The sequence below is a fragment of the Geodermatophilus sp. SYSU D00525 genome (assembly GCF_054050475.1).
In genome coordinates this window covers 1-16,317 of sequence record NZ_JBJGZK010000037.1, presented here as the reverse complement: position 1 = coordinate 16,317, position 16,317 = coordinate 1, and the positions used below count along the sequence as shown (strand labels likewise).

The 16,317-nt window shown below is 76.7% G+C and carries 14 protein-coding genes; 11 read left to right on the top strand and 3 right to left on the bottom strand.

Translation table 11 applies throughout. The annotated features are described in order from the left end of the window. Positions 1–33: 33 nt before the first annotated feature. Positions 34–888, bottom strand: a complete 855-nt coding sequence (locus ACI796_RS21400) for a DNA-formamidopyrimidine glycosylase family protein (protein WP_456943232.1) — start codon at positions 886–888, stop codon at positions 34–36. Positions 889–986: 98 nt separating this feature from the next. Here ACI796_RS21400 and ACI796_RS21395 point away from each other — a divergent pair, with 98 nt between their 5' ends. Beyond that, entirely contained in the window at positions 987–1,571 is a 585-nt protein-coding gene (locus ACI796_RS21395) for an antibiotic biosynthesis monooxygenase (RefSeq protein ID WP_456943231.1), read from the top strand. 46 nt (positions 1,572–1,617) lie between these two features. On the opposite strand, the gene ACI796_RS21390 is transcribed toward ACI796_RS21395, so the two are convergent. Together ACI796_RS21390 and ACI796_RS21385 are read right to left on the bottom strand one after the other, a co-directional pair. Beyond that, on the bottom strand, positions 1,618–2,466 hold the full coding sequence (locus ACI796_RS21390; protein WP_456943230.1) for a cold shock domain-containing protein: 849 nt from the start codon (positions 2,464–2,466) through the stop codon (positions 1,618–1,620). Between the two features lie 83 nt (positions 2,467–2,549). Then, complete coding sequence (locus ACI796_RS21385; protein WP_456943229.1) at positions 2,550–7,166, bottom strand: ATP-dependent helicase; 4,617 nt, start codon at positions 7,164–7,166, stop codon at positions 2,550–2,552. A 104-nt stretch (positions 7,167–7,270) separates the two neighbouring features. Between ACI796_RS21385 and ACI796_RS21380 the strand changes: the two genes are divergently transcribed. The 10 genes from ACI796_RS21380 to recA all read left to right on the top strand — a co-directional run bounded on the left by ACI796_RS21380 (position 7,271) and on the right by recA (position 16,082). Further along, entirely contained in the window at positions 7,271–8,416 is a 1,146-nt protein-coding gene (locus ACI796_RS21380) for an acyl-CoA dehydrogenase family protein (RefSeq protein ID WP_456943228.1), read from the top strand. After that, entirely contained in the window at positions 8,413–9,675 is a 1,263-nt protein-coding gene (locus ACI796_RS21375; protein ID WP_456943227.1) for an MFS transporter, read from the top strand. Before ACI796_RS21380 ends, ACI796_RS21375 begins: the two co-directional genes overlap by 4 nt. A gap of 186 nt (positions 9,676–9,861) precedes the next feature. After that, a complete protein-coding gene (locus ACI796_RS21370) occupies positions 9,862–10,323 on the top strand; it encodes a MarR family winged helix-turn-helix transcriptional regulator (protein ID WP_456943226.1) in 462 nt (153 codons plus the stop codon). Then, complete coding sequence (locus ACI796_RS21365; protein WP_456943225.1) at positions 10,320–10,961, top strand: hypothetical protein; 642 nt, start codon at positions 10,320–10,322, stop codon at positions 10,959–10,961. Before ACI796_RS21370 ends, ACI796_RS21365 begins: the two co-directional genes overlap by 4 nt. 9 nt (positions 10,962–10,970) lie before the next feature. Further along, entirely contained in the window at positions 10,971–11,165 is a 195-nt protein-coding gene (locus ACI796_RS21360; RefSeq protein WP_456943224.1) for a DUF3046 domain-containing protein, read from the top strand. Between the two features lie 95 nt (positions 11,166–11,260). Further along, entirely contained in the window at positions 11,261–12,184 is a 924-nt protein-coding gene (locus ACI796_RS21355) for an ATP-binding cassette domain-containing protein (RefSeq protein WP_456943223.1), read from the top strand. Next, positions 12,181–13,011: an ABC transporter permease subunit gene (locus ACI796_RS21350; RefSeq protein ID WP_456943222.1), complete on the top strand. Its 831-nt coding sequence runs from the start codon at positions 12,181–12,183 to the stop codon at positions 13,009–13,011. Before ACI796_RS21355 ends, ACI796_RS21350 begins: the two co-directional genes overlap by 4 nt. Before the next feature lie 41 nt (positions 13,012–13,052). After that, a complete protein-coding gene (locus tag ACI796_RS21345) occupies positions 13,053–14,219 on the top strand; it encodes a sensor histidine kinase (protein WP_456943221.1) in 1,167 nt (388 codons plus the stop codon). Continuing rightward, the gene (locus ACI796_RS21340) at positions 14,216–14,863 is read left to right on the top strand and encodes a response regulator (RefSeq protein ID WP_456943220.1); all 648 of its coding nucleotides are present in this window, start codon (positions 14,216–14,218) and stop codon (positions 14,861–14,863) included. Before ACI796_RS21345 ends, ACI796_RS21340 begins: the two co-directional genes overlap by 4 nt. Before the next feature lie 187 nt (positions 14,864–15,050). Further along, positions 15,051–16,082 (top strand): recombinase RecA, encoded by a 1,032-nt coding sequence (recA, locus tag ACI796_RS21335; RefSeq protein WP_456943219.1) that lies wholly within the window; start codon positions 15,051–15,053, stop codon positions 16,080–16,082. Positions 16,083–16,317 lie beyond the last annotated feature (235 nt).

Below are 16,317 nucleotides of genomic sequence, written 5' to 3'. Positions count from 1 at the left end.
CCGGCTCCCCCGGGAGCCGGGCCCGCGGCTTCTCTAGTGCGCGTTCGCCAGCGGCGGCGGGCGACCGGGCTCGCCGGTGCGCGCCGCCGGGTCGACGGGGGCGTCGGTGGCCTGGCAGGTCGGGCACCAGTAGGTGATCCGCTCCTGCAGGTCCGGGCCCTGGTCGCCGCGCAGGATCGGGGTGCCGCAGCGGTAGCAGGGCTTGTCCTTGCGGCCGTACACCCAGTGGTCGCGGCCGCGGCGCAGGTCGCCGGTGGTGCTCTGCTCGGGCCGGTCGCGGTTGGCCAGCATCAGGGAGCGGGTGCGGTCGACCAGCCCCGGGAGGTCCTCGACGTCGGCCACCCGCATCCACGGGTGCACGCCGCAGACGAACAGGCCCTCGACCTTGTAGAGGTTCCCCGGCCCGCACAGGTTGCGCTGGTCGAGGATCGCGACGCCGATCTGCTCGTCGGGGTGCGCCCGCAGCCGGCGCAGCGCCTCGTCGAGGTCCCAGTCGGGCCCGAGGACGTCGGGGCCGAGGTGGCCGACGACCTGCTCCTCGTCGGTGGTGCGGACCATCGTGACGTCGTGCAGCCGGTAGCCGACGCAGTCCCACTGGTCGGTCGCGAGGATCGCGCGGATGGAGAACGCCGGCCCGCCGCGCCACCGCGCGCCCTTGCGGTAGATGTGCCAGCTGCCGTCCATCCGGTAGTGGGTGCGCAGCGTCCAGCCGTCGGTGAACCGGGTCAGCATGTGCTTGCCGCGGGGGACCACCTCGCGGACCGTGCGGCCCTTCAGGTCGGTGGCGGCCAGCTGCGGCACCCGCAGCTCGCCGCGGCGCAGCGTCTGGCCGGCCAGCGCGGTGTTCATGCGCTTGGCCGCCAGCCAGACGGTGTCTCCCTCGGGCACCTCCCCAGTGTCCCCTGCGCGCATCCGCGCTGCTCGGGAGCGAGGGACGTCACCCCGGCGGCGGGAAGCGCGCGCCCGGCGCAGACGCTGCAGCAGCCGTGCAGCGACGTCCCGTCCCCGCGAGCACCACGCCCGCGCACCTGACCGCCGCCGGCGAGCCGGTCACCGTGACCGTCGCCCGCGACGTGCGGCCCGACCAGCGGGACGCGTTCGAGCGCTGGGCCGACGACGTCCTCGGCCTGGCCGCGGCCTTCCCGGGCAACCTGGGCACCAGCCTGCTGCGGCCCGGGCCGGGCTCCACCCGCTACCACCTGGTCTACCGCTTCGCCGACGGCGAGTCGCTGGCCCGCTGGGAGCGCTCGGCGCAGCGGCAGGAGGCGCTCGAGCGCGTCGAGCACCTCGCCGAGGGTGCCGACTACGCCCGCGTCGCCGGGCTGGACAGCTTCTTCACCGCGCTCACCCCGCCGCGCCCGGGCCCGCGCTGGCGGCTCACCGTACTGACGATCGCCGCGGTCTTCGCCATCACGCTGGCCTTCCAGCTGCTCGTGGCCCCGCACGTCACGTCCTGGCCGCTGCCGGCGCGGCTGCTGCTGTCGGCGACCGTCGTCGTCGTGCTGCTCGGCCAGGTGGTCATGCCGCGGCTGTCGCGCTGGTTCGCCCCCTGGCTGCGCGGCCGCCGCTGACCCCGCCGGGCCACCTGGTGCGGCGGCGGGCCCGGCGGGATCGTCGTCAGCCCAGCGGGCGGACGCCGCTGGCGCTGGTGCCGCGGGCGCCGGAGGTGCGGGTGAACGCCACCCGCTGGCCCTCCTCGAGCTCGCGGTAGCCGCCGTCGTCCTCGATCTCGGAGAAGTGCACGAAGACGTCGTCGCCGCCGTCGTCGGGGGTGATGAAGCCGAAGCCCTTCTCGGCGTTGAACCACTGCACCGTGCCCTCGGCGTCACCGCCGGCGTCCCCGCCGCGCGGGGCTCGGGCCGGCCGCTGGTCCCGGCCGCCGCGGTCGTCCCGGCGGTCGTCACGGCGGTCGTCACGGCGGTCGCGCGGCGCGGGGCGGTCGTAGCCGCCGCGGCGCGGGGCGGACGGCAGCAGCCGCACGGAGTCGGCCTGCAGGCCGCGGTTGCCCTCGACCAGCTCGAACTCGACCCGGTCGCCCTCCTCGAGGTCGCCGCCGCGGGTCACCGCGGAGACGTGCACGAAGACGTCCTCGGGGACGATGAAGCCGAAGCCGCGGTCGGCGTCGAAGCGCGCCACGGTGCCCTGCACGACGATGCCGCGCGGAGCCCGGCCCCGCCCCCGGTCGTCCCGTCCGCGGTCGTCCCGCCCGCGGTCGTCGCGGCCCCCGCGGTCGTCGCGGCGGCCGCCGCGCGGGGCGCCGCCGGTCGGGCGCACCCGCTCGGCCTGCGGGCCGCGCGGCCCCTCGGTGGCGTCGTACTCGACGGGCTGGCCCTCGTCGAGGGTCCGGAAGCCACCGGTGTCCTCGATGGCCGAGAAGTGGACGAAGACGTCGTCCCCGCCGTCCTGCGGCTCGATGAACCCGAAGCCCTTGTCCGCGTCGAACCAGCGGACCGTGCCGGCTGCCATGTCTGTATCCCTCGATCCCTCACGTACTGCGACGGTCCACGGTACGCGCCCGGGGCGAACCGGCTCCCGTCAGCCGCGGAGGCTCACCCCCGCAGACGTAGCCCGCGCGGGGTGGCCGCGAACCCGGCGGCCTGCAGCGCGGACGACAGCGGGGTGTCCTGGTGCACCGAGGCGCCGTCGGCCTTCTGCACCACCATCCGGCCCAGCGCCCCGGCGGCGACGGCGCCCGACAGCGCGGTGGCCGCCTCCTTGAGCGTCTGCTCGTCCTCGGTCCACGACAGCAGCGACTTGCCACCGCGCTCGACGTAGAGCACCAGCTCGCCGTCGACCAGGACGACCAGGGCCCCGGCCTTGCGGCCGGCGCGGTGCCCGCCGGCCCGCTTCCCGCCGCCGGTGCCCTCGCCGACGTCGACGGCCACCTGCTCGGCGGACTCGCCGTCGGCGGGGCCGGTGCGGTCGGGCCACGGCAGGGCGGCGCCGTAGACGTTGGCCGGGTCGGTGGCCGCGAGCACCACCGCGCCCTCGGGCGTGCGGTCGGGGACGGCGAACGCGCGCAGCCGGTCGACCGCGCCGACCGTGCCGAACTGCGCGGCGCCGAGGGTCTCGACGAAGTAGCCGCGCCGCGCCCGGTTGTTCTCCTCGAACGCGCGCAGCACCGGGTAGACGGCGGAGAACCCGCCGGGCACCTGCTCGGCCATGACCGCGCCGCGGGTCAGCACGCCGTGCCGCTCCAGCAGCGCCTCGGCGCGGGCGGTGGTGCGCCGGGTCGGGTTGCCCTCCCGGTCGGGCAGCCGCGACCACCGTCCGGCGACCGTGGGCGGGCCGGTGCGGCTGGGCATCGCCGGGCGGCCCAGCCGGGTGCGGCCGTAGCGGGTGCGGTCCACGCGGGCGCGGGGTGGCGCCGGTGCCCGCTTGTGCGTGCCGCCGCCGGCCAGCCGGGTGCGCAGCGGGGCGAGGGTGTCGTTGGTGAGCAGCCCGGCCCACACCAGGTCCCAGACGACGTCGGCGAGCGCGGTGTCGTCGGTGGACCCGACAGCCTGACTGACGCTGTCGGACAGCCCGCGGAAGAACACCGCCTGCCCGGCCGACAGCTGCTCGAGGACGGCGTACCCGACGCCGCCCTGCTCGGGCAGCTCGAGGGTGTCCGGCAGCAGCAGGGGAGCGAGGTCGGCGGGCACGAGGCTCACCCAGCCGTCGCCACCCGGCAGCCCGCCGGCGCCGGCCCACAGCACCTCGCCGGCGCTGGTCAGCTCGTCGAGCATCGCGGGGGAGTAGTCGCGCACCCGGGTCGGGAGCACCAGCGTCTCCAGCGCGCTGGCCGGCACCAGCGCACCGGCCAGCTGCTCGACCACCGCGAGGACGCCGTCGACGCCGCGCATCCGGCTGCCCACCGACTGCCAGGCCGGCGTGAACCGGGCCAGCGTGCCGATCGGCACCGGCTCGACCTCCTGGCGCAGCTTGGCCAGGCTGCGGCGGCGCACCGAGCGCAGCACCTCGGCGTCGCACCACTCCTGGCCGGTGCCGCCGGGCCGGAACTCGCCGGTGACCAGCCGGCCGGTGCCGACCAGCCGCTGCAGGGTGGCGGTGACGACGGCGACGCCCAGGCCGAGCCGGCCGGCGACCTCGGCCGGCTGGAACGGGCCGTGCGTGCGGGCGTAGCGGCCGACGATGTCGCCCAGCGGGTCGGCGACCGGCTCGGTGAACGCCTCGGGGACGCCCACGGGCAGCGCGGTGCCCAGCGCGTCGCGCAGCCGGCCCGCGTCCTCGATGGCGACGTGCCGCTCCTCGCCGGCGATCCGCACGACGATCGCCCGCCGGGAGGCCACCAGCTCCTCCAGCCACTCCGCGGGGACGCCGCGCTGCGCCGCCTCGGCGGGGGTGAGGTCGCCCAGGCCGCGCAGCAGGTCGGAGGCGCCGTCGACGTCACGCGGGTGCCGCTCGGCCGGCAGCCGCTGCAGCTCGCGCTCCACCTCGGCCAGGGCCTCGGCGTCGAGCAGCTCGCGCAGCTCCGAGCGGCCGAGCAGCTCGGCGAGCAGGCCGGTGTCCAACGCCAGCGCCTGCGCGCGGCGCTCGGCCAGCGGGGCGTCGCCCTCGTAGAGGAACTGCCCGACGTAGCCGAACAGCAGCGACTGCGCGAACGGGCTCGCGGCCTGCGTCTGGACGTCGACCACCCGCACCCGCCGCGAGCGGACGTCGCGCATCAGCTCGACCAGGCCGGGCACGTCGTAGACGTCCTGCAGCACCTCGCGGGCGGCCTCGAGCGTGATCGGGAACGACGAGAAGTCGCTGGCCACGCTCAGCAGCTGGGCGGCGCGCTGGCGCTGCTGCCACAGCGGCGTGCGGCGGCGCGGGTCGCGGCGGGGCAGCAGCAGCGCGCGGGCGGCGCACTCGCGGAAGCGGCTGGCGAACAGCGCCGAGCTGCCGACCTCGGCGGTCACCTCGCGCTCGACGTCGTCGGGGTCGAGGACGGCGAGGTCGGCCTCGGGCGGCTCGCCGGTGGTGTCGGGCAGGCGCAGCACGATGCCGTCGTCGGAGTGCATGGACGCGACGTCGACGCCGTAGCGCTCGCGCAGCCGGGCGGCGAGCACGAGCGCCCACGGGGCGTTGACCTGCGCGCCGAAGGGGGAGTGGACGACCAGCCGCCAGTCGCCGAGCTCGTCGCGGAACCGCTCGACCAGCAGCGTGCGGTCGTCGGGGAGGTGGCCGGTGGCCGCCTTCTGCTCGGCGAGGTAGGCGAGCAGGTTGGCCGCGCCCCAGTCGTCGAGGCCGGCGGCCTGCGCCCGCTCGCGGCCCTTCTCCGGCGTCGCCGAGCCGACCTCGCGGAGGAACGCGCCGAGCGCGCGGCCCAGCTCCAGCGGCCGGCCGGGGGCGTCGCCGTGCCAGAACGGCATCTTCCCGGGCTGGCCGGGGGCGGGGGAGACCAGCACCCGGTCGTGGGTGATCTCCTCGATCCGCCACGACGACGAGCCGAGCAGGAAGACGTCACCGACCCGCGACTCGTAGACCATCTCCTCGTCGAGCTCGCCGACCCGGCGCCCGCCGGCCCCCTCGCCGCCGACGAGGAAGACGCCGAACAGGCCGCGGTCGGGGATGGTGCCGCCGCTGGTGACCGCCAGCCGCTGGGCACCGCTGCGGGCGGTCAGGGTGTCGGTGACCCGGTCCCAGGTCAGCCGCGGCCGCAGCTCGGCGAACGCGTCGGAGGGGTAGCGGCCGGCCAGCATGTCGAGGACGGCGTGCAGCGCGGAGTCGGGCAGGCCGGAGAACGGCGCCGACCGGCGCAGCAGCGCGCCGACCTCCTCCACCGTCCTCGGGCCCTCGGACACGATCGCCACGATCTGCTGGGCGAGCACGTCGAGCGGGTTGCGCAGGTAGCGGATCGACTCGATCGCGCCGGCCTTCATCCGCTCGGCGACCAGCGCGCACTGCACGAGGTCGCCGCGGTACTTGGGGAACAGCACGCCGCGGCTGACCGCGCCGACCTGGTGCCCGGCGCGGCCGACCCGCTGCAGGCCCGCGGCCACGGTGGGCGGCGCCTCGACCTGGACGACGAGGTCGACCGACCCCATGTCGATGCCGAGCTCGAGCGACGACGTCGCCACCACCGCCGGCAGCCGCCCGGACTTCAGCGCCTCCTCGACGATCGCGCGCTGCTCCCGCGACACCGAGCCGTGGTGGGCCGCGGCGACCGGCTGCACGCCCTCGGGGGCGCCGCCGCCGGAGCCGGCCTGCGCCATGAGCGCCGCGGCGTTGGTGCCGGGCGGGACGGCCTCGCCGGTGGCCCGCTCGTAGGCCATCTCGTTGAGCCGGCTGGTCAGCCGCTCGGCCAGCCGGCGGGAGTTGGCGAACACGATGGTGCTGCGGTGCGCCTCGACCAGGTCGAGCACCCGCTCCTCGACCGCGGGCCAGATCGACGCCCGCGGCTGGTCCCCGGCCGCGGACCCCTCCAGCTCGCCGGTGGGCTGGCCCAGCTGGCTCATGTCCTCGACCGGGACGACGACCGACAGGTCCCACTCCTTGCCCGCCGGCGGCTGCACCACCCGCACCGGCCGGCCGCCGGCGAGGAAGGTGGCGACCTCCTCGATGGGGCGCACCGTGGCCGACAGGCCGATCCGCTGTGCGGGACGGTCCAGCAGCTCGTCGAGCCGGTCGAGGGAGACCGCCATGTGCGCGCCGCGCTTGCTGTCGGCGACGGCGTGCACCTCGTCGACGATCACCGTCTCCACCCCGCGCAGCGCCTCCCGCGCGGAGCTGGTGAGCATGAGGAACAGCGACTCGGGCGTGGTGATGAGGATGTCGGTGGGCCGCCGGGTGAACGCCCGCCGCTCGTCGGCCGGGGTGTCGCCGGAGCGGATGCCGACGGTGATGTCCGGGCGCGGCAGGCCCAGCCGCATGGCCGCCTGCCCGATGCCGGCCAGCGGCGCGCGCAGGTTGCGCTCGACGTCGACGGCCAGCGCCTTGAGCGGCGAGACGTAGAGGACCCGGCAGCGGCGGCTCTCGTCGGCCGGCGGCGTGCTGGTCAGCCGGTCCAGCGACCAGAGGAAGGCCGCCAGCGTCTTCCCCGACCCGGTCGGGGCGACGACGAGCGCGTGCTCGCCGCTGCTGATGGCGTCCCAGGCGCCCTCCTGGGCCGCCGTGGGCTCGGCGAAGGCGCCGGTGAACCAGGCCCGGGTGGGCGCGGAGAACCGGTCGAGAGCGGGCACGTGTCCAGTGTCCCCGCGGGTACGACAGTCCGCTCACCTGCGCCGACGCCGGAGGTGGGCGGCGTGCGCCCGGCCCGGGGGTGGCGTGCGGCACACTGCCCGGCATGCGCCACTCGCTCTACGAGGCCGAGCACGAGGACTTCCGGCAGACGGTCCGCACCTTCCTGGAGAAGAACGTCGCGCCGTTCCACGACCGGTGGGAGCGCGAGGGGATCGTCCCGCGCGAGGTGTGGCTCGCCGGCGGCGAGCAGGGCCTGCTCGGGATGGACATCGACGAGCGGTTCGGCGGCGGCGGGGTCCGGGACTTCCGCTACAACGCCGTCCTCGACGAGGAGGTCACCCGGGTCGGCGCGAGCGGCCTGGGTTTCGGCCTGCACAACGACGTCGTCTCGCCCTACCTGCGCGACCTGTGCACCGAGGAGCAGGCGCAGCGCTGGCTGCCCGGCTTCTGCCGCGGCGAGCTGGTCACCGCCATCGCGATGACCGAGCCGGGCACCGGCAGCGACCTGCAGTCGATCCGCACCACCGCCCGCCGCGACGGCGACTCGTGGGTGCTCAGCGGCGCCAAGACCTTCATCACCAACGGCATCAACGCCGACCTGGTGATCGTGGTGGCGCGCACCGACCCCGACGCCCCCGGCGCGAAGGGCACCAGCCTGCTCGTCGTCGAGCGGGGCATGCCCGGTTTCACCCGCGGCCGCAACCTCGACAAGGTCGGCCTCAAGGCGCAGGACACCGCCGAGCTGTTCTTCGACCAGGTGCGGGTGCCGGCGGAGAACCTGCTCGGCACGGAGAACCGCGGCTTCGCCCACCTGATGGAGAACCTGCCGCAGGAGCGGCTGTCGATCGCCGTGGGCGCGGTGGCCGCCTGCGAGACGGTGCTCGCCCGGACCCTCGAGTACGTGACCAGCCGGACCGCCTTCGGCCGGCCGGTCGGCAGCTTCCAGAACAGCCGCTTCGTCCTCGCCGAGCTGCACACCGAGACGACGGTCGCGCGGACGTTCGTCGACGAGTGCGTGCGCCAACTGGGCACCGGCGAACTGACCGCCGTCGACGCGGCGATGGCCAAGTACTGGACCAGCGAGCTGCAGAACAAGGTCGCCGACCGCTGCCTGCAGCTGCACGGCGGCTACGGCTACATGGACGAGTACCCGGTGTCCAAGGCCTGGCGCGACGCCCGCGTGCAGTCGATCTACGGCGGCACCAACGAGATCATGCGCGAGATCATCGGCCGGTCGCTGGGCCTGTGACGACGCAGGCGGCCGCCGACGTCGGCCGGGTGCAGCGGCGCACGGTCGCCGTGCTCTCCGGCGCGGTCGCCCTGGGCGGCCTCGGCGTGACCGTCGGGATCACCGTCGGCGGGCTGCTCGTGCGGGAGGTGTCGGGCAGCGACGCCGCCGCGGGGCTCGGGCAGACGATGGGCGTGTTCGGCGCCGCGGTGCTCGCCGTCCCGCTCGCGCGCGTCTCCGACCGGGCCGGGCGGCGGGCCGGGCTGGCCGCCGGGTACGCCGTCGCCGTCGGCGGCGCGGTGGTCACCGTCGTCGCCGCGGCGCTGTCCTCGCTCCCGCTGCTGCTGGTCGGGCTGTTCGCCTTCGGCGCGGCGACCGCGTGCACCCTGCAGGCGCGCTACGCCGCGGCCGACCTCGCCGTCCCCGAGCGGCGCGGCCGCGCGCTGTCGCTGGTCGTCTGGGCGACGACGGTCGGCTCGGTCCTCGGCCCCAACCTCGCCGCGCCCGGCGCCGACCTGGGGCGCGCGCTCGCGCTGCCCGCACTCGGCGGTGGCTTCGTCGTGTCCGCCGCCGTGTTCGCCGTCGTCACCGCCGGGCTGTGGCTCGCCCTGCGCCCGGACCCGCTGCTGCTGGCCCGCCGGCTCGCCGACGGCGGCGGGCCGGCGCCCGACCGCCCGCGGCGGGCCACCCGGGGCGCGCTGGCGGCGGTGTGGGCCGACCCCGGCGGCCGGCTCGGCCTGGTCGCCGTGGTGGTCTCCCACGCGGCGATGGTCGGCGTCATGGTCATGACGCCGGTGCACATGGGCCATGCCGGGAGTGCCGCCGGCGGGCACGACGACGCGACGACGCTGCGCCTGGTCGGCGTGGTCATCAGCGTGCACGTGGCCGGCATGTACCTGTTCAGCCCGCTCGTCGGGTGGCTCGCCGACCGGGTGGGCCGGCGCGCGACGGTCGCGCTCGGCGGGGCGCTGCTCCTCGCCGCCGCGGGCCTGGCCGGGACCGCGCCGCCGGAGGCCGCGGGCCGGCTGAGTGTGGGCCTGCTGCTGCTCGGGCTGGGCTGGTCGTGCGGGCTGATCGCGGGCTCCACGCTGGTGACCGAGGCGGTGCCGGCGGAGGTGCGGCCGACCGCACAGGGCGGCGCGGACCTGCTCATGGGCCTGGGCGCGGCAGTCGCGGGCGCCGTCGGCGGCCCTCTGCTGGCGCTGGGCGGCTTCGGCCTGGTCGCCGGGCTGTCCGCGGCGCTGGTGGTGCCGCTGGCGCTGGTCTGGCTGCGGCGCTGACCGCCTCGGTGTCCCCTCAGTGGCCGCGCATGTTGCGCCACAGCATCACCAGCGTGATCAGCAGGCAGACCGCGATGCCGATCTCGAGGACGACGTCCCACGTGGCCGAGCCCGTGCTGGGGAACACGCCTCCAGCCTAGGCCCGTCCTGTATCGTGAAGACACTTCACGGTGCAGGAGGTTCACGATGGGGGACGTGCGGGTCGCGGCGCTCGACCGGGTCCTGGAGGTCACCGTCCTGCTGGGGCGGGACCTGACGACGTCGCTGGCGGCCGAGGGCCTGACCGTCGCCCGGACGACGCTGCTGTGGCGGCTGCGCGCCGCCGGCCCCAGCACCCAGCGCGCGCTGGCCGACGCCCTCGGGGTCAGCGCCCGCAACGTCACCGGGCTGGTCGACGGGCTGGCCGAGGCCGGTCTGGTCACCCGCGAGCCGCACCCCACCGACCGGCGGGCCACCCTGGTGACCCCCACCGCCCGCGCCGAGCGGCTGCTCGAGGAGATGGCGGCGGGGCAGGCGCAGCTCGCTGAGCAGCTGTTCGGCGGGCTGGCGCCGGACCGCCTCGACGGGCTGGTGTCCGCCCTCGACGAGGTCCTGGAGCGGCTGCGCGCCCTGGTCCCGGGCGGCGCGGCCGCGGGGGAGGCGCCGTGACCGCCCGCGAGCTGGTGCGCCGGGCGGTGGCCTTCGAGCTCGGCACCTGGCGCAGCCTGTGGCGGTGGGTGCGCCGCCGTCCCGACGTGCCGGCCGGCGCCGACGCCTTCCCCTACGCCTCCGCGGCCGCCCCGGTGATGTGGACGTTCATCGTGCTGTCGGCGGTCGAGATCCCGCTGGTCGACTGGCTGCTGCCGTGGCAGTCGCTGCGGGTCGCGGTGGCGGTCCTCGGCGTCTACGGGCTGCTGTGGATGGTCGGGATGCTCGCCGGGCAGCGCGTCCACCCGCACACCGTCGACGCCGCGGGGCTGCGGGTGCGCAGCGGCTGGACCGTCGACGTCCGGGTGCCGTGGGAGGAGGTCGCCGCGGCGCGCGTGCGGCGGCGCAGCGTCGAGGGCTCGCGCACGGTCGTCGTCGCGGAGGAGGGGGAGCGGCGCGCGGTGTCGGTCGCCGTCGTCTCCTCCACCCAGGTCGACGTCGAGCTGCGGACGCCGCTGGTGCTGCCGCTGGCCCGCACCGGCGGCCGTCCGGTGACCGAGCTGCGGCTGGCCGCCGACGACCCGGCGGCGCTGGTCCGGCGGCTGCGGGCGGGGATCGCCGACCACGCGGCCGCCTCGGCCGACGGGGACGCGCGCTAGCGTCGAGGCGTGCGCCTGCAGGAGTTCTGGTCCCGGCTGGAGACCCAGTTCGGGTCGATGCGGGCGGAGAGCGTGGCGCGCGACCACGTGTTCTCCGTGCTCGGGGGCCGCTCGGCGGTCGACGCGATCGAGGCCGGCGTGCCGGTGCGCCGCGTGTGGCTGGCGATCTGCGAGGAGTACGAGGTCCCCCCGAAGGAGCGCTGACCCGCGGGCGTACTCCGCACGGAGCAGGAGCGGGGGCCGGAGTCCGTCCTGCCGGCCGACGCGCGGGGGCCGTCGCGCTCCCTAGCGTCGACCGCGTGATCGAGATCGAGGGACTCACCAAGCGCTACGGCCGCCGGACCGCCGTCGACGACCTCACCGTCACCGTCCGCCCCGGGCGGGTGACCGGCTTCCTCGGCCCGAACGGCGCCGGCAAGTCGACGACGATGCGCGTCGTCGTCGGCCTGGACCGGCCGACCGCCGGCACCGTCCGGGTCGACGGGCGCCGCTACGCCGACCTGCCCGCGCCGCTGCGCACCGTCGGCGCCCTCCTCGAGGCGCGCTCGGCACACCCGGGGCGGACGGCGCGCGACCACCTGCGCATGCTCGCCGCCACGGCCGGGCTGCCGCGGTCGCGGGTCGACACCGTCCTGGACCTCGCCGGGCTGACGGCGGTGGCCGGCCGGCGGGTCGGCGGCTTCTCCCTCGGCATGGGCCAGCGCCTGGGCGTGGCGACGGCCCTGCTGGGCGACCCGGCCACGGTGGTGCTCGACGAGCCGGTCAACGGCCTCGACCCCGACGGCGTCCTCTGGATCCGCACCCTCACCCGGAGGCTGGCGGCCGAGGGGCGGACCGTGCTGGTGTCCTCGCACCTGATGAGCGAGATGGCGGTGACCGCCGACCACCTCGTCGTCCTCGGCCGCGGGCGGCTGGTCGCCGACGCGCCGACCGCCGACGTCCTCCGGCGGGCCGGCGGCTCGTCCGTGCGGGTCCGCAGCCCGCGGGCGGCCGAGCTGGTGGACCTGCTGGCCGGCGACGGCGTGGTGCTGGACTCCGCGGAGCGAGGGCTGGTCGAGGTCCGCGGGCTGGCGGCCGCCGAGATCGGCGACCGGGCCGCCCGGGCCGGGATCGCGCTGCACGAGCTGACCCCGGTGTCGGCCTCCCTCGAGGAGGCCTTCATGGACCTGACCCGCGACGAGCGGGAGTACCGCACCGACGCCGGACGGGAGGTCCTGGCATGACCACCGACACCCTCGGTCCCGACCGCGCCCTCCTGGCGACGGGTCACCGCCGCCCGGCCGGCGGCAGCCTGCTGGCCGGGCAGTGGGTGGCCGTCCGGTCGCTGCGCACCACGTGGTGGGTGCTCGGCGGGGCGTCGGCCGCGATGGTGCTGTTCGGGCTGCTGTTCACCTCGACCGCGGAGTCCGGCGGCCCCGGCGGGCAGGGCGGCCCGCCCGGCCTGGACCTGGCCGACCCGGTCGCGCTGAGCCTCGGCGGGTACCGCCCGGCCGCGCTGGCCGTCGGGGTGCTCGGCGTGCTGCTGGTCACCGGCGAGTACACCAGCGGCGCCGTGCGGGCCACCTTCGCCGCCGTGCCGAGGCGCTGGCCGGTGCTGCTGGCCCGGGCCGTGGTGCTCGCCGCCGTGGCCCTCGTGACCACGGGCCTGGCGGCCCTGGCCGCCTTCCTCGTCGGCCAGGCCGCGCTCGGCGACGCCGGGGTGTCCCTCACCGACGCCGGGGTGGCCCGCGCCGTCCTGGGCGCCGGGCTGTACGTGACGGCGATCGGGGTGCTCGGTTCCGCGCTGGGCTGGCTGCTGCGCTCCACCGGCGGCGCGGTCGGCACCCTGTTCGGGATCGTCTTCCTGCTGCCGGTGCTCGGCGGTCTGCTGCCCTCGAGCTGGGGTCCCGACGTCGTGCGGTGGCTGCCGGGCCAGGCCGGGTCGAGCGTCCTGCAGGTCGCTCCCGGGTCCGACGGGTTCGCGCCGTGGACCGGCTACGCCGTCCTCTGCGGCTACCTGGTGGTGCTCTACGCGGCCGCGGTGGTCACGGTGCGCCGACGGGACGCGTGAGACCAGGGTCCCGCGGGGCGGCGAGGGGCACGATGGCGCCCGTGCGGGTGCGGTCGGCGGTGGGGACGGTGGGACCGGTGGTCGCCGGCGCCGTCCTCTCCGTCGGCCCGCTCGTCCGCTTCGGCGGGCCGACCCCTGCCGACGTCGTCGTCACGCTGCTGGCCTGGGCGCCCGCCCTGGCCCGCGCCCGGGCGCCCCTCCCCGCCTTCACGGCCAGCGTGGCCGTGGTCGTCGGCTGGTGGCTGGCCCACGGTCTCGACCCGCGCCACCTGCTGCCGGCCGGGGCGGCGGTGCTGCTGCTGCTCGTGTGGGTCGTCGACCGCTGCGACCCGCCGGCGGCCGCCGCCGCCGTCGCCACCTGCCTGGTCGTCCCCCTGGTCGCCGGCGGAGCCGCGCTGGCCGGCCGCCCCGGCGGGGCCGCCGTCGTCCCGCTCGCCGCGGTCACCGTCACCGCGGCCGTCGTGGGCCGCGACCGCCGCACCCGGCGCGCCTACCTGGAGGCGCTGGAGGACCGTGCCGCGCGCGCCGAGCGGGAGCGCGACGCCCGGGCGCGGGTCGCCGTCGTCGAGGAACGGGCGCGCATCGCCCGCGACCTGCACGACGTCGTCGCGCACAACCTCTCGGTCATGACGGCGCTGGCCGACGGCGCCGGCTTCGCCCCCGGCACCGGCCAGGCCCGGGAGGCGGTGGCCCAGATCGCCGCGACCGGCCGGCAGGCGCTCGCCGAGATGCACCGGCTCGTCGGGGTCCTGCGCACCGACGACGACCCGGCCGAGCGCGCACCGGCGCCGGGCCTGGCCGACCTGACCGGCGTCGTCGAGCAGGTGCGCGCCGCCGGGCTCCCCACGGTGCTCACGGTCACCGGCCGGCCGCGTCCCCTGGCGGCCGGCGCGCAGCTCGCCGTCCACCGGCTGGTGCAGGAGGCGCTGACCAACACGCTGCGGCACGCCCGCGGCGCGCGGTCGGCCGAGGTCCGGCTCGACTGGCGGGCGACCGGGCTCACCGTCGTGGTCACCGACGACGGCGCCCCCGGTGTCCCCCCGGACCGGACCGGCCACGGGCTGGTCGGCATGCGGGAGCGGCTCGCGGCCTGGGAGGGGACGGTCGACGCCGGGCCAGGCCCGGGCGGTGGCTGGCGGGTGGCCGCCGTCCTGCCCCTCGCGGCCGCCCGCGCCGAGGAGGACGGCACCGCGGTGGCGGCCCCGTGACCACGCGCGTGCTGCTCGTCGACGACGAGCCGCTCGTGCGCGCCGGCCTGTCGATGGTGCTCGAGGCCCAGGAGGACCTGACGGTCGTCGGGCAGGCCGGGGACGGCGCGGCGGCGGTCGGGCTGACCCGCGAGCTGCGCCCCGACGTCGTGGTGATGGACGTCCGGATGCCCGGCGTGGACGGCGTCGAGGCCACCCGCCGCATCGTCGCCGAGGAGCTGCCCGGCCGGGTCCTGGTGCTCACCACCTTCGACCTCGACGAGTACGCCTTCGCCGCGCTGCGGGCGGGGGCGAGCGGCTTCCTGCCCAAGAACGCCGAGCCCGCCGAGCTGCTGCGGGCGGTGCGGGCGGTCGCGCGGGGGGACGCCGCCGTGTCGCCGCGGGTGACCCGCCGCCTGCTCGAGACGGTCGCGCACCGGCTGCCGGCGGGCACCCCGCCCGACCCGCGCGTCGCGTCCCTCACCGGCCGCGAGCGGGAGGTGCTGCGCGCGGTGGCCCGCGGGGAGTCCAACGCCGAGATCGCCGCGGCGCTCGTGCTGTCGGAGCTCACCGTGAAGACGCACGTGGCCCGGATCCTGGGCAAGCTGGGCCTGCGCGACCGCACGCAGGCGGCGGTGTTCGCGCACACGCACGGGCTGGTCTGACCGGAGCCGGCCGTCCGCGCGTGTCCCCTCGACTCGAACACCTGTTCGTCATACTGTGAGCACGTCCACAGGGAGGTCGTCCCTCCACAGGCCCGGACGGTCACCGGAAAGTGTCAGACCCCCGACCTAGCGTCGCCTCCGACACCGCATCGACTCCACGACACGCGACTTCCCGAAGGTGAGCAGCATGGCAACGCTCGACCGCGACAAGGCCCTCGACATGGCCCTCGCCCAGATCGACAAGCAGTTCGGCAAGGGCTCGGTCATGCGCCTGGGCGACAGCACCGCCCAGGCGATCAAGGTCATCCCGACCGGCTCCATCGCCCTCGACATCGCGCTCGGCATCGGCGGGCTGCCCCGCGGCCGCATCATCGAGGTCTACGGCCCGGAGGCCTCCGGCAAGACCACGGTCGCGCTGCACGCGGTGGCCAACGCCCAGGCCGCCGGCGGCATCGCGGCCTTCATCGACGCCGAGCACGCGCTCGACCCGGAGTACGCCCGGGCCATCGGCGTCGACACCGACGCACTGCTGGTCAGCCAGCCCGACACCGGTGAGCAGGCCCTCGAGATCGCCGACATGCTGATCCGCTCCGGCGCGCTCGACATCATCGTCATCGACTCCGTGGCGGCCCTCGTGCCCCGCGCCGAGATCGAGGGCGAGATGGGTGACAGCCACGTCGGTCTGCAGGCCCGCCTCATGAGCCAGGCGCTGCGGAAGATCACCGGTGCGCTGAACAACTCGGGCACCACCGCGATCTTCATCAACCAGCTGCGCGAGAAGGTCGGCATCGTCTACGGCTCGCCCGAGGTGACCACCGGTGGCCGCGCGCTGAAGTTCTACTCGTCGGTGCGCCTGGACGTCCGCCGGATCGAGACCCTCAAGCAGGGCACCGAGGCCGTCGGCAGCCGGGTCCGCGTCAAGGTCGTCAAGAACAAGGTCGCTGCCCCGTTCAAGCAGGCCGAGCTCGACCTGCTGTGGGGTGTCGGGTTCAGCCGCGAGGGCGGGCTCATCGACGCCGGCGTCGAGCAGGGCTTCATCCGCAAGTCCGGCGCCTGGTACACGTACGAGGGCGACCAGCTCGGCCAGGGCAAGGAGAACGTCCGCGCGTTCCTCCGCGACAACCCCGACCTCGCCGACGAGATCGAGAAGAAGGTCAAGGAGAAGCTGGGCATCGGCCCGCAGGTCGACGCCCCGGCCGCTGACCCGGTCGACTTCTGAGCGACCCCGTGACCGGCTGGTCCGGCCCGGCCCCGGAGTGGGCCGGGCCCGAGCAGGCCGACCGCCCCGCCGGCCGCCGCGGCCGGGGAGCCCGCCAGCCGGGCTCCCCGGGGCGCGGCGGCCGCGGGCGGGGGGGGGGGGGGGGGGGGGGGCGGGGGGGCGGGGGGCGCCGGCGGCGGCCCTCCGGCCGCCCCGCCCCCCCCACCACCGCCCCCCCGCCCCCGCGAGGGGGCCG

Bases quoted from the DNA above. Each gene is read 5' to 3' on its own strand.
- ACI796_RS21390 (WP_456943230.1), bottom strand. From the start codon at position 2,466: ATGGCAGCCGGCACGGTCCGCTGGTTCGACGCGGACAAGGGCTTCGGG.
- ACI796_RS21380 (WP_456943228.1), top strand. From the start codon at position 7,271: ATGCGCCACTCGCTCTACGAGGCCGAGCACGAGGACTTCCGGCAGACG.
- ACI796_RS21350 (WP_456943222.1), top strand. From the start codon at position 12,181: ATGACCACCGACACCCTCGGTCCCGACCGCGCCCTCCTGGCGACGGGT.
- recA (WP_456943219.1), top strand. From the start codon at position 15,051: ATGGCAACGCTCGACCGCGACAAGGCCCTCGACATGGCCCTCGCCCAG.
- ACI796_RS21370 (WP_456943226.1), top strand. From the start codon at position 9,862: ATGGGGGACGTGCGGGTCGCGGCGCTCGACCGGGTCCTGGAGGTCACC.